Raw genomic sequence first — 12,346 nt, forward strand, 5'->3', positions numbered from 1 at the left:
TGCCGGGTGAAAGCATGGCCATCTCTATCGTTCCAAGCGTCATGCCCTCAAGCATCTGGCGCTCGCCTCCGAGCTGCGCGTTCGCGTAAAGGTCTACCACGATGCGTCCCTTAGAAGCCGTCTCGACATGTTTCTTGAAAACCTTTTCAAACGTCACAAAATTTGTCTCTTTGTCGGACGCGCTGTAGCCAAATTTGATGCGGAAATCTTCCTTTGCAGACGCTGTACCAAATGTAACGGCAACCAGAAGCATAGAAATCAAAATTGCGGACATACTCTTCTTCATAATGTAACCTCCCAGATTTTTTGTTTTTCCAATAGCCCCACACTATCAAAAACGGAAAGACGGCCCCCCTTTTTTCACAAGATACAATAACTTTATTTTAATGAAATAGTCAACTGCTGTTTAATCGTGCGCTAAGATGGCTTCAAGCTCTTTTTCTTTTTTAGTCATTCCGGCAACCTGCCTCAGAATGTCGATTATTTCAGGGCTGAGCGCGATGCCCTCTTTGAGCGCCTTTTCACGGGAGATGCGTTCCTTATCTCCGGGGATGAGCACGGGAAGCTCGGGGTCGATTGGCGCGGTCTTTCTGTATTCGTCGACCACATACTTCACATGCTCAAGCACCGCCTTCGGGTCGCCGAACATTGCGGGGTCCATGGCAAGGAAGAAGAAGCAGATGCCTTCGTGCGCAAGCGGGATGAATTTGCTTGGGACGCCTCCGGCAAGGCCGCCTGTGAGAAGTTCCACGAGCAGCGCAAGGCCGTAGCCTTTGTGTCCGCTGAGCGTCTCCGTAGTGCCTCCGAGGGGCACAAGGCCGCCGGTATCGGGCTTCGGCGCTTCGCTTCTGTCGTCGCCGTGGTGCAGCAGTTCAAGCACCTCTTTGAAGTCCGTCAGACATTTGCCTTTGCCGTCGATGATGACCTCTTCCGGCACAACGCCCTTCTCCGCGAAGACCTGGCTGCGGCAGAGCTTCCCATGGGCCATTACGCAGGTCGCCATGTCAAGGAGGAACATCGGTTCGTCGCCGCAGACGGGGAAGGCGACGGAGATGGGGTTCGTTCCCATGTTGCGTTCGGAGCTTCTTGTCGGGCAGACGCAGCGCACAGTGTTTGTGTTCGCGATGCCGATAAGCCCCTCATCCGCCATCATCTCAGGCCAGTGGCCGCCGAATCCGTAATGGTTCGCCTGACGGACGACTGTTACGCAGATGCCGTTTTTCTTTGCCTTTTCTATCGTTTTTTTGACCGCGAAGTCCGCTATGACGTAGCCGACGCCGGAGTGTCCGTCAAGGACGAGGCTGTTCGGCGTTTCAAATACCGTCGTGGGCGCGGGCGCGTCAAGATGAAGGTTTCCCATTTTAAGGTGGCTGACGTATGTCATCATTGCGGCCACTCCGTGTGAATGCAGATGGCGCGCGTCGGCCTCAACGAGGCAGTTTGTCACGGTTGAAGCCTGGAGGTCGGAATAGCCCAGCCCCATGAACATTTCCTTAGCTACTTTGTACAGATCGTCGTACTTGACCACATAATCTCTCATAATAAAAAGTCCTCCTTGATGTATTGAAGCTATCTATTGTTGTGCTTCTGCGGCACGTTTCTTGTTACAATTACTTCCGTTTCAGTCCCCGCGGGGTCTTTCAGCACCACGTCCCCGATGGCGAGGGGCGCGGAGAGCGTTATCTTTTTTATCTCGCCCATGATCTCGAATATCTTGGCAAGAGGCACAGCTTTTGTGAGCCGCACGCTCGCTTCAAGAAACTCTCCACCGGTCACTGCGACGCTTGTCGAAAAGGTGCGCATCGGGTTTTCGATCTCCTGCCGCACCCAGACTTCTCCGCGCGGGCAGCGCGCGCCCGCAGCCGAAATAAGCTTCGGCGGCTTTGTATCTTCATAAGCGGCCTTTATAGAACAGCCGTTTGGACAAACGACGCAGGTAAATTCTTTGCTGATCATCTGACACTCACCTCCAAAGAGCTGATTTCATCGAGATTTATCGTTCCAAGCTCCACCCACACCATCTCAGCCGGGTGAAGGCGCGTCTCTTTTCTCGTCATGATCACTCTTTCGCCGCAGCGCACCTCTATCGTCTTGTCACGGGCCGGCGCCGTCACCCTAAAAGCAAGAGAGATATCCTCTCCGCGCGTGATCCTCTGCGGTACCACGTAACGCACTCCATCCCCAGCCGTAACCGCTATCGCGCGTTGTGCCCGCTCTAGTTTTCCCGCGGCGTAAAGAGCCGCGTTTTTACCGGCGCGCGCCGCCTCCATTGAAACAAAATCAACGAGGTCGTGAACGTGGAGCACGTTGCCGCAGGCAAAGACCCCGGGCGTCGCCGTCATGCAGCAGTCGTCGACATTTGCTCCCTGAGTGACGCCGTTCATTTCTATGCCGGCCTCGCGCGTCAGCTCGTTTTCCGGTATGAGTCCCACGGAAAGCAGCAGCGTGTCGCACGGGATATAGCGTTCCGTTCCGGCTATCGGCCTGCGGCTTTCGTCCACTTGAGCTACGGTGACGCCCTCAAGGCTTCCGCTCGGGCCGTATATATCCGTCACAGTGGTAGAAAGAAAGAGGGGGATATTATAGTCGTCAAGGCACTGCTGAATGTTTCTCTGAAGGCCGCTCGAATACGGAAGCACCTCAAATACGGCTTCGACCTTCGCGCCCTCAAGCGTCAGACGGCGCGCCATAATGAGGCCGATGTCCCCTGAGCCTAAAATGACGACTCTTTTACCGGGCATTATGTTTTCAAGGTTGACAAGATTCTGCACCGTGCCTGCCGTGTAAACCCCCGCCGGCCTGTGGCCGGGGATAGAAAGCGCCCCGCGCGTGCGTTCCCGGCAGCCCATGGCGAGCACCACGGCCTTTGCCTCTATCTCTTTTATCTCGCCCTCGCGGCTCGTGCGCAGCACCTTATCCGGGGAGAGCTCCAGCACTATCGTGCGTTCCATTACCGGTATCTCAAGCGCGCGCACCTTCTGGATGAAACGGTCGGCGTATTCCGGGCCGGAGAGAGCCTCTTTGAAGGCGTGAAGTCCAAAGCCGTCGTGGATGCACTGATTGAGGATGCCGCCAAGCACGCGGTCTCTTTCGATAAGCAGTATGTCGCGGCAGCCGGCCTCTTTCGCTGCGGCGGCCGCGGCAAGCCCAGCGGGGCCGCCGCCTATTATCACAAGGTCATGAAATTCGCGTATCATTAGCCGTTCTCTCCTTCCCGCACATTGCCGGAGAAAAGACTCGAGCCGGCCTCTCTTAAGAGATAGTCTTCCGGCGCAAAGCCGTATTCGTCGCGCAGCATCCTTACGATACGCGGCGTGCAGAAACCACCCTGACAGCGTCCCATGCCGTTTCTGGCCCTGTACTTTATGCTGACCAGACTTCTTGCGCCAAGCGGATTTTCGATAGCGTCACGGATCTCTTTCTTCGTTATCTTTTCGCAGCGGCATATTATTTCGCCATATTCGGGATATTCCTTCACCAGGTGTTCCTGTTCCTCTTTTGGCAGCTCGCAGAAATGGCCCGCAAATCCGGGACGCTCTGCGATAAAGTCCTTCTTTTCGTCAAGCGGCAGGTGATTTGAGACAAGATCACGCACCATCTCCGCTATCGCGGGCGCGCTGGTCAGCCCGGGGCTTTCGATGCCCACAAGATTTATAAACCCGCTCAGGCTATTTGCCTCTTCGATAATAAAATCGCCGTTTCCGCCCTCCGACGGGGAGGTGCGCTTCGGACGGCATCCGGCAAAATTCCTTATAAAGTCGCTCATCTTTATGTCAGAAAGAAGCTTCTGCCCCTCTCTTCTTAGATCCTCAAGAACGGGTGCCGTCACCTTATAATCTTCGGGGCTTTCCTCTGGGATATAATCGGCGCTCGGGCCTATCAGGATATTGCCGTCAACGGTGGGCGTCAGATGGATGCCGAGCCCGGCGTCCTTTGCTCCCGGCACAGGATAGATGAGCGTCTTCAAAGTTCCTTCAAGACGCCTGTCCAGAACGTAATATTCGCCGCGGCACGGCCATATCTTCAGGCTTTCGCCGTTGTTCCCCGCAGGTACTCCGGCCATCGCGCTTATCTTTCCGCTTCCAAGGCCCGCCGCGTTGATCAGTACCTCCGCCTCAAATATTTCTCCGTCGGAAGACCGGACTTCAAAGAGCCCCTCCGCGTTCTTAGCGACAGAGGCCGCCTCGCATTTAAGGAAAAAGCCGACGCCGTTCGCGTGGGCGTTTTCCGCAAGCGCGATGGTGAGGCCGTAAGGAGAAATGATGGCGCTTGACGGACTCCAAATCGCCGCTATACCCTCCACTCCCGGCTGTATCTGCTGCATCGCTGTGCGATCGAGCAGCTCAAGGCCCGGCACGCTGTTTGCCGCGCCCTGCTTCATGAGGCGGTCTATGCCGCACATCTCATCTACAGACAGCGCCGTCGTAAGTTTACCGATCCGTTTGATCTTGACTTTCAGCTCGGCGCATATCTCATCCATCATCGCGTTGCCGCGCACGGCGAGTTTCGCGCGCAGAGTGCCGGCCTTGTAATTTATCCCGGAATGAAGCACGCCGCTGTTGCGGCAGCTGGTCTCCATTCCAACGTCCGGCTCCTTTTCCAAAACCGCCGTTTTTATCTGAAAGCGCGAGAGTTCGCGGGCAATGGCGCACCCAATTACTCCGCCTCCTATGATGACAACGTTAAACTTATGTTTCAAACCCAAAAACCTCCTGAATTAGACGTCCTGGTCTACCATGGGATACTAGATTTTTTTGCTTGAGGGCATTATAATTCGTTTATAAAATAAAATCAAGGTCTTCCTTGGTAGACCAGATTGATTAAAAAGGAGGCGAGGCGCTCTAAGGAATTTCTCTGATACCATATCTATTCACGCATTTCACAAACAGGTGCACGCGGTAATTATATTTTTCCTTATACAAGATTAGTGATAAAAGATATATTTTTGCGTTAAAACAATTTAATATAATCCAAAACAGAGAGATGAGGAGGCCTTTTAAAATATAAATGCCGAAAATAATTTACTTTGACAATAAGCGCAGCGAAAAGCTAATATTTACATAGATTATTTTATTAAAAATTCAGACTAAACGCCTTACACACTTGGAGCTGATTTGCGTGAACGAAAAACGGAAGGCCGTAATTGGGAATCTTTTGGAAAAAATACACAGCGGAGAAATTGTTTCAAACGGCAAGCTTCTCCCTGAAAGACAGCTGGTGGAAGCTGTCGGCGAAACGCGCCCCGTCATCCGCGAGGGGCTCATTGCGCTTGAAGCGATGGGGGTGCTGGATATCCGCGACAGGCAGGGCATCTTTCTTTCCACAAGTGAAGAGAACGAAGTAAAGATGATGCTGCGCAAGGTGCGCGGCTGGCCCGCCGATATTTTGTCCCGCGTGATGGAGGTCAGGCAGCTTATAGAGCCCGCAGCGACGGGGCTCTCCGCGCTAAGGCGAAGTGAAAAAGATTTGATGAAGATGCGCGAGTGCCTCAAACATATAGCCGACCTTGCGGATCAGACGGGCGAAGAGGCGGCGAGGCAAGGTTCGTACTGGAACACCTCTTTTCACACGGTGATTGTTGAGTCGGCGGACAACGCCTATCTCTCGCGAATATACGAGGGCGTCTACGCGCAGATAGAAAACGGTCTTTCTTTGATGCGCATCAACACCCCGCCGGAAAAACAAGGCGGACGCCGTTTCGCCTACCAGGACCACCTCCGGCTCTACGAGCTGATCGAAGCGGGCGACGCCGCGGCGTCAGAGCTGTACGCGGAAGAGCACATACAACACACGATAAACGCCATGGTGGAGCTTGGGCAGATAGTCCCGACCTCCGACCTTTTCGGCCAGAAGATAGCTGGCCGCACTCGCTTCGTCGGCGAGATGACCCGCAACAAAAAGGAAGAATAAAACCAAAAAGGATGCGAAAAGATTGATATTTGACAAGCCTATTGATTATAAGCTGATAAAAACAAATTTTTCCGGTTTCCCAAAGATGTACAAGCTGGAACAAAGTTTTCCGGCGGACCATATCACCGATATAGACCAGGCTCTTTGTGACGAGCTCAAAAAACTTGCTCTGCCGGACATTACTGGAAAGCGGATAGCGGTCACTGCTGGAAGCAGGGGCATCCCCAATTTCCCGGAGGCCTGCCGCGCAATAGGTCGCGAGCTGCGCAAACGGGGCGCGCTTCCGTTCGTTGTGCCGGCTATGGGCAGCCACGGCGGCGGCACTGCGGAGGGGCAGATAGAGATGCTGGCGTCGCTCGGTATGACCGAAGAGAGCCTTGAAATGCCTATTATCGCCGCTATGGATACAGTCGTTCTGGGACATTCCCCCGAAGGCGTCGAGGTAAACTGCGACGCCAACGCCTATAACGCCGACTATATCGTGGTATGCGGCCGCGTGAAGCCGCACACAGATTTCAGAGGCGCCATCGAAAGCGGCCTCTGCAAAATGATGATAGTGGGCCTCGGAAAACATCGCGGCGCCGTTTCTTTCCATAAAACTGGCGGCATCTTCGGGATGAGCGAACGGCTTCAAAGCTCCGCTTCGATTTTCATAAACAAAACTAATCTGCTATTTTCAATCGCGATGATAGACAGCGCCTACCATCAGACAAGACGCATAGAGGCGGTGCTGCCGGGCGACATCCTCGAACGTGAGCCGCAGCTCTTGAAAGAGGCCGCCGCCGCTATGCCGAAGATCGCCTTTCAAGACATCGACACTCTGATAGTCGACCAGTACGGCAAAGAGATAAGCGGCGCGGGAATGGACCCGAACATCACGGGGCGTTTCCTCTTCGCGCCGGAAAAACAGTTCGACGGCTTCCCCCACCCCAAAAAAATAGCCATACTGCGCATGACAGAGATGAGCCACGGCAACGCGGCGGGGCTAGGAATTGCAGATTTTGTATGCCGCCGCTTCGCGGAAAAGCTTGACCTTGGCGCCACGTACACAAACAGCCTCTCGTCTCCGCTGTGCATGGCAAAGATCCCGATGGTGATGAACAACGATCTCGACACCATATACGCGGCGGCCTCCGCCTGCGGAAAGACCGACATCAAAGACGTCCGCATGATACGGATACACAACACGCTTGAGCTGGACCATATCTGGGTCTCTGAGAATTATCTAAAAGAGATAGAGGCGCACCCCGAAATAAAAATATTAGAAGGCCCCGCGGAGATGAGCTTCGGCCACGGCGGTGATTTGACCGGGCTGGATTAAAACAGTCCCGCCTGCAACACCAACGGGGCGCGGCTCAAAATCACACTACTGAGTTTGCGCCCTCTTATAGCAGTTATCCCCGCCGCATGTGATATAATTTGTAAAGCGGCCTTTGCCGCGTTTTATTTTTGTGAACAGGTGATTTAATGCTGCAGCGGGTCAAATTTGATAACAGCCCTGATGAGGTGCTTGGCGATATCTATCGTCAGCTTTCTAAATTTATCGGGGATGAATATTTAAGAAACGGCTTCCCAAGGAAAAAAGAACTTGGGACGATGACCTATGAGCTGTGCGACCGTTTTCCCCCCGACATCTTCGATAAAATCATAGAATTTACAAAGATACGCAACAACCACGTCCACGAAAAAAAGGCCACAAAAAAACAGATAACGAAATCCTGCGCTCTCTACGAAGAGATACGCCTCTGGCAGAATTCAAGGCCGCGCGCGCAGCACAAGGGCACTGGCCGCGCTTCGGAGGCCCGCGCTGGGACGCAGCGCGGCAGGCGGCTCCAGGGGGCCTACGCGCGCCCCGCGGCGCGTCATTCTTTCGTTCGCACCGGCTCCGCAGGCCTTTCGGGAGCTAGGCCGTTTCTTCGCGCAGCACCCGAGCCTCCGGCAGAAGCGGCGCCCAGACGCTTTCACAGGCATCATTCGGAGGCGGCCCCCGCCGCTGAATCCGACCGCGCCGTAAAGTTTATCGGCTGGTTTCTCGTAATAGTGGCTATAACGGGCACCATCTCGCTCCTTTACCTGTTGAGCCGACTTCTGTAGCGCGGCCCAAAAGCGAAAAATTTATAAGATTGACGCAGGCTTTGCAGAAGGCTATACTTTATCGCAGATAGATATATTTCACATTATGAAAATTTTCTTAAATAAAGTGAGGTGACGCCGTGAGATTTTCAGAGACGATTAGACGACATCGAAAAGAGCGCGGCTGGACGCTGGAAGATCTTTCTAAACTTACAAGTCTTTCGGTAGCCCAGCTCTCGAAGCTTGAGACTGGAAAATCCGAACCCAGCCTGGACAGCCTGAGAAAACTCTCCTCCGTATACGAGGTGCCTTTGTCCGCGCTTACGCACGCAGAAGAGATAGACCCCGTCTCTCCGATACGCAAAGGAGACGGCTTCATTCTGCGCGCGGGCACGGACGAACGCGTCGCGGTCAGATATCTTACGATGAAGCGCAACGCGAGGATGCAGCCGGTCGAGATGACTATCCCGGTGGGTACGGACACGGGGCGCTCAAAGTCGCATCCAAGCGACGAGTTTTTCTACGTGGTGCGCGGCGTCGTGGTATTTTTCTACGGGGAGGCCGAGACTTATACTATGTCCGAGGGAGATTTCATGTATTTTGACGGCATCGTGCCCCACAGCTGGAAAAATGTGGGCGATGTGGACGCCGTGGTGCTTTCATCAAACGATCCTCCCGTAATGTAACAGAGAGCAAAATAAACGCGCGACGACGGCCGCGCGCCGCGTGACGATTTTTCGGACGCGTGGCGCGCGGTTTTTATGTGGCGGCGCAAAAATATTTTACATTCATGCGAATGGCGCTTCGGCAAGAGGAAAGCTCCGAGCTGTTTGCTGCGGTCTTTTTTGATTTTTTTCCTATGTTCAACTCATTTGTGAAATCCAAAAACATTTCTTCCGTCTTATTGACTTTTTATATTTTTTTGCTACACTATAGCCGTTTTCTTTATATGATAATTTTCATATAAAGAAAATAAATAGCTGGACTGTGCCAAAAAAGAGAAAGAGGTGATGTGAATGTGTCTCTATGATATCGAAGAATTTGTTGGAAACCTTGCGCTTGGGGAGGCAGTCAGCCCCGAAGAGGCCACGCGTATGGTGAGCGGCGCAATCAAGGACCGCGCTCTTCTATTTTATTTCACATGGAAAACGCTGCAGGAGATGCACCCGGAGATCGACGCGGACGCAGTTATGGCGGAAGCGTCACGCAGGCTTGGCGAGTATAAGGCGCCTTCGCTCGGCGACGTGAAGGACGCGGCTTCGGCCATCCTCAATCAGACGTCAAAAGCCGGTATGCTGGCCTTCGACCAGACGATAACGAAGCTCTCGGAGAACGAGTCTGAAAAGATAATCCGTCGCTGCCCCCACATCGAAGCTTTTGAAGAGCTTGGCTGTTCCCGCGAAGAGCGCGCCAAATTATGCACGAAGCTTCTGATGCCGCTTGATTTCGCTTTGCTTGCCCCGTACAGGGAGGTCAAGCTCGACTTTCCGCAGAATCTCGCCGAGCACGATCTCTGTGTGATGCACACAACAAAGGTTTCAAAATAGTCTGTCAGATCGGGAGGGAATCACAATGTTTTTAGCCGCAATAATGATTTATCTTCTAGCACTGCTTGCAATAGGCGCGTGGTTTTCCAGACGCGTCAAAGACTCAAAGAGCTTCCTCGTAGCCGACCGCGCGCTGCCATGGTATGTGAGCACCGGCACGATAGTGGCCACATTTATGGGCGCGGGTTCGCTCATAGGCGCCGCGGGCCTCGCCTACAAGGTGGGCATTTCGGCTATGTGGATGGACATAGGCGGGATACTCGCCATTGTAGCACTCGCCTTTATAGCTGGACGCATCAGGCGCTTTGAGGGCCTCACGACGCCGGAGATACTCGGCGTCCGCTTCAACGGAACGACGCGCCTCATAGCCGCTCTTATAATCATCGCGGCTGAGACGGCCATCGTAGGCTACCAAATTCGCGCCGGCGCCTACGTGCTGAACCTCATAGCCGGAGTGCCGACCGGCACAGGCATGTTCATCACCGCCGCATTTATCATCGGCTACACAATGTTTGCGGGAATGCTTTCCGTAGCCTACACAGACCTTATTCAAGGAATCACCATCATCGTGGCTCTGCTCGTCGGGCTTCCGTTCGTCATTGACGCGGCCGGCGGCATCTCCGGCATCGTGGCCGCTCTGCCTCCCGAAAAGCTGAGCTTCCTCGGCAGCTCCTTCAAAGATGCGATGAAGGTGCTATTCCCCACCTTCTGCCTAGTTTTCGTAATGCAGCCCATCTGGCAGCGCATCTTCTCCTGCCGTGACGAGGCGAGCTGCAAAAAGGCGGTATTCGCAAGCGTGCCCGCGCTCATATTCCTCGTCTCAGTGCTTGCCTTCACCGCCACCATCGGTGCGATCGTCCTTCCGAACCTTGAAGACGGCGGCACCGTCATCATTGCGCTCGGCACGCACGCAATGCCCACCGCGGTTGGGGTGCTGCTCCTCTGCGCCGCAGTTGCAATCATCGTGTCTACGGGAGACTCAATGCTGCTTTCCGCCGCCTCAAATATCATAAACGACATCTACCTCCAGCATATAAACCCGAATGCCGACGAAAAGAGGATAGTCCTCTACACGCGCCTCGTAGTGCTGACGCTTGGAATAATCGCGCTCGTCCAGATACAGTTCTTTCCGTCGATACTGGCGATGGTCATCTACGCCTACACGATGGAGGGCGGACTTGCGCCCGCGCTGCTTGCCGCCTTCTACTGGAAAAGGGCTACCGCGGCGGGCGGCCTCGTCTGCGTGCTGGCAGCCGGAGTGACGACTGTCGCGTGGGAATTTATGGGTATGCCGTTTGGCATAGCCACCTCATTTATAACGATAATCGTCTCTACGGCACTTCTTATTATCGTCAGCTACATGACGCCGCCGCCAAACGACAACCAGCTTGCGAACTTCAAGTAACAGACGCTTTGGCGACAAAATCACTACTTACGATATGAAAAACGACAGAAAAAAGAGGTAGTCATCATGGGCGAGAAAATAACAGAGATAAGACATTACGTAACAGCGGCCGGAAGCGAGATAACGATTCCAGTCGCGACCGTGGCCGGAAACCACGAAGGGCCGACGCTCGTCGTAACAGCCGGCATCCACGGCTGCGAATATCCCGGCATCGTATCGGCGATAAAGCTCTTCAAAGAACTGTCGCCAGACGACCTACACGGCACTGTGAAGATAATCCCGGTGTGCAGCATGGCGGCGTTTGAGGCAAGAAGCATGTTTGTAGCGCCGGAGGACAAAGTAAACCTGAACCGCGTCTTCCCCGGCGACGCAGAGGGCGGCTACAGCGAGGCGCTCGCCGCGCACATCTTCGACGAGATAAAGGGCGCCGACTACCACGTGGACCTGCACGGCGGCGACATGGTGGAGATGCTTGAACCGTTCTCCATCTGCCACGACGGCCCCACAGAGGCAATCCGGGCGCTCTCGTTCGACATCGCTCGCGCCTACGGGCTGCCGAACGTCGTCTTCTCCAAGACCGCGGGACACTGGCCCGACAGCGGCACCACCTACGCCAACGTCTGCGAAAAGCTCGGCATTCCATCCGCCATAGTCGAAGTTGGCGGCATGGGCGTCCTTGACGACGAAAGCGTCGAAAAACATCTCTTTGGCCTGAAAAACGTGCTGCGTCGTTTCGGGCTGCTCGCAGGCGGCGCTGACGCCGTGGCGGAGCCTTCCGTCTATGACGACATGGTGTGGCTCTACACGCAAAACAAAGGCCTCTACTACAGGCTCGTAACGGTCGGCGACGTCGTGCAAAAGGGCCAGACGATGGGCAGCGTCGAAGACATCTTCGGCCGCCATCTGGAAGAAGTGACCTCGCCGGCCGACGGCAAAGTGCTATTTTTGACCGGCAACCCCTCAATGCCCGAACACGGCCTGATAGCGGGAATAGGAATAGCGAAATAGCGCCGTATAATCACGAGAGATAAACGACGAGGCCCCGCGGCGTCTTTTGGACGGATGCGGGGCCTCGTGTTTGCTGTGCGAAAAATGATATAGGCACAAGCCCCGTATTTTCTGCGCAGCGAAATGATATAATAAAACAATATAATTTAGAATAAGGCGACAAAAAGAGGGGATGCTGAAATGGTTTTTCAGCCTAAAGTCGAAATTCTGCCTGCGGCGCAAAGGGAACTTTGGCCTTTGTTATCTGAGGTGCCTCAAGATTTTGTGCTTTATGGAGGCACGGCCGTTGCCTTGTGGTTCGGACACCGGACATCGGTAGACTTTGACTTTTTCTCAACAACAAAGGATCTTTTCGTCTCCAAAACAACAGACAAATTGAGCTTTGTTAAAAAATTCAAGGTCG

At 54.0% G+C, this 12,346-nt stretch carries 13 protein-coding genes; 8 read left to right on the plus strand and 5 right to left on the minus strand.

The window, feature by feature from the left end; genetic code table 11:
* From RRY12_11450 to RRY12_11470, 5 genes are all read right to left on the minus strand, one after another.
* Nucleotides 1–286: C4-dicarboxylate ABC transporter substrate-binding protein (locus RRY12_11450; GenBank protein MEG2185286.1), on the minus strand; the 286-nt coding region annotated here is incomplete at its 3' end.
* Nucleotides 287–406: 120 nt separating this feature from the next.
* Nucleotides 407–1,540, minus strand: a complete 1,134-nt coding sequence (locus tag RRY12_11455) for an Ldh family oxidoreductase (GenBank protein ID MEG2185287.1) — start codon at nucleotides 1,538–1,540, stop codon at nucleotides 407–409.
* Between the two features lie 29 nt (nucleotides 1,541–1,569).
* Nucleotides 1,570–1,956 carry a DUF1667 domain-containing protein gene (locus RRY12_11460; GenBank protein ID MEG2185288.1) on the minus strand — a complete coding sequence of 129 codons (387 nt, stop codon included), beginning with the start codon at nucleotides 1,954–1,956 and terminating at the stop codon, nucleotides 1,570–1,572.
* Nucleotides 1,953–3,197, minus strand: a complete 1,245-nt coding sequence (locus RRY12_11465; protein MEG2185289.1) for an FAD-dependent oxidoreductase — start codon at nucleotides 3,195–3,197, stop codon at nucleotides 1,953–1,955. The genes RRY12_11460 and RRY12_11465 overlap by 4 nt, the downstream gene beginning before the upstream one ends.
* Entirely contained in the window at nucleotides 3,197–4,699 is a 1,503-nt protein-coding gene (locus tag RRY12_11470; protein ID MEG2185290.1) for an NAD(P)/FAD-dependent oxidoreductase, read from the minus strand. Before RRY12_11470 ends, RRY12_11465 begins: the two co-directional genes overlap by 1 nt.
* 419 nt (nucleotides 4,700–5,118) lie before the next feature.
* Here RRY12_11470 and RRY12_11475 point away from each other — a divergent pair, with 419 nt between their 5' ends.
* The 8 genes from RRY12_11475 to RRY12_11510 form a co-directional block, all read left to right on the plus strand.
* On the plus strand, nucleotides 5,119–5,910 hold the full coding sequence (locus tag RRY12_11475) for an FCD domain-containing protein (protein ID MEG2185291.1): 792 nt from the start codon (nucleotides 5,119–5,121) through the stop codon (nucleotides 5,908–5,910).
* A 22-nt stretch (nucleotides 5,911–5,932) separates the two neighbouring features.
* Nucleotides 5,933–7,231, plus strand: a complete 1,299-nt coding sequence (locus tag RRY12_11480) for a hypothetical protein (GenBank protein ID MEG2185292.1) — start codon at nucleotides 5,933–5,935, stop codon at nucleotides 7,229–7,231.
* A gap of 146 nt (nucleotides 7,232–7,377) precedes the next feature.
* Nucleotides 7,378–8,004 carry a hypothetical protein gene (locus RRY12_11485; protein ID MEG2185293.1) on the plus strand — a complete coding sequence of 209 codons (627 nt, stop codon included), beginning with the start codon at nucleotides 7,378–7,380 and terminating at the stop codon, nucleotides 8,002–8,004.
* Nucleotides 8,005–8,123: 119 nt separating this feature from the next.
* Nucleotides 8,124–8,669: an XRE family transcriptional regulator gene (locus RRY12_11490; protein MEG2185294.1), complete on the plus strand. Its 546-nt coding sequence runs from the start codon at nucleotides 8,124–8,126 to the stop codon at nucleotides 8,667–8,669.
* A 330-nt stretch (nucleotides 8,670–8,999) separates the two neighbouring features.
* Nucleotides 9,000–9,530 carry a hypothetical protein gene (locus RRY12_11495; protein MEG2185295.1) on the plus strand — a complete coding sequence of 177 codons (531 nt, stop codon included), beginning with the start codon at nucleotides 9,000–9,002 and terminating at the stop codon, nucleotides 9,528–9,530.
* A 25-nt stretch (nucleotides 9,531–9,555) separates the two neighbouring features.
* Nucleotides 9,556–10,935 (plus strand): sodium:solute symporter family protein, encoded by a 1,380-nt coding sequence (locus RRY12_11500; GenBank protein MEG2185296.1) that lies wholly within the window; start codon nucleotides 9,556–9,558, stop codon nucleotides 10,933–10,935.
* Between the two features lie 66 nt (nucleotides 10,936–11,001).
* Nucleotides 11,002–11,943: a M14 family metallopeptidase gene (locus RRY12_11505; protein MEG2185297.1), complete on the plus strand. Its 942-nt coding sequence runs from the start codon at nucleotides 11,002–11,004 to the stop codon at nucleotides 11,941–11,943.
* Between the two features lie 180 nt (nucleotides 11,944–12,123).
* The coding region (locus RRY12_11510) for a nucleotidyl transferase AbiEii/AbiGii toxin family protein (GenBank protein MEG2185298.1) at nucleotides 12,124–12,346 on the plus strand (223 nt) is incomplete at its 3' end.

Source organism: Cloacibacillus sp. (assembly GCA_036655895.1).
Taxonomy (GTDB): Bacteria; Synergistota; Synergistia; order Synergistales; family Synergistaceae; genus JAVVPF01.